Raw genomic sequence first — 739 nt, 5'->3', positions numbered from 1 at the left:
AACCTAAAATTGAAACTTAGTCTCACGTCAAAATGAAGAAAGTATTCTGATATAGGGTTTTCCATTTAACGATTCTCTTATGATACATCTTGCACCTTCAATAAAATTTAGTCTAATATTTCTACATTTATTTTTGAAACCTTGCTAATATCATAGAAATCCTTATCGTAAGTTATTAGCGTTTCATTAACTATAGAAGATATTAAAATATCGATTTCAACCTTAACCTTACCTCTCGACGCTAAATCCCTATAGATTTGTGAGGCTATTACAGCTTCTCTCATCGTAAATGGATATATTATTATGTCTTCAAAGTATTGTGAAATTTTACTACTATGCTTCGACCTTAAAATCTCATAGACGTTAAACACAGTTGTAGCAATATTATCGCTTAAACTCTTTACAGCCTCATCTTATCTCCCTTCATGATTCTTATTATCACATTGGAGTCAAGTATTGCCATTTTCTAATGACCTCGTCCTAAAGTTATTTCTAAACTGACTAATCTCCTTCTCTAGATCTTCAACCTCTTTCTCTGTTAGGATCCCGAACATCTTATCTAAAATTTCCTTTCTTCCCTTCTTATTTGCGTTATAAAACTGAATTAGCTCATTTATGGTCTCACTAAACGACCTATCCCCCTTTAACTTAACTAACTTCTCGTAAACCTCATCAGATATTGTCATTACTTTAGGCATAAATGTATATATGCATATATGTATATATTAAGATTTTCGGT

General features: G+C 31.4%; 2 protein-coding genes. Both read right to left on the bottom strand.

Annotated elements, in window-relative coordinates; translation table 11 throughout:
• Window positions 1-107: 107 nt before the first annotated feature.
• Window positions 108-284: a hypothetical protein gene (locus DMP16_RS11495; protein ID WP_255446892.1), complete on the bottom strand. Its 177-nt coding sequence runs from the start codon at window positions 282-284 to the stop codon at window positions 108-110.
• Window positions 285-449: 165 nt separating this feature from the next.
• A complete protein-coding gene (locus tag DMP16_RS10465; protein WP_143577243.1) occupies window positions 450-698 on the bottom strand; it encodes an antitoxin VapB family protein in 249 nt (82 codons plus the stop codon).
• Between the last annotated feature and the right edge of the window lie 41 nt (window positions 699-739).

Source organism: Sulfolobus sp. B1, assembly GCF_007050195.1.
Lineage (GTDB): Archaea > Thermoproteota > Thermoprotei_A > Sulfolobales > Sulfolobaceae > Saccharolobus.
Note: the sequence above shows the minus strand (reverse complement) of the source record. Positions and strands in the feature narration are given on the sequence as shown.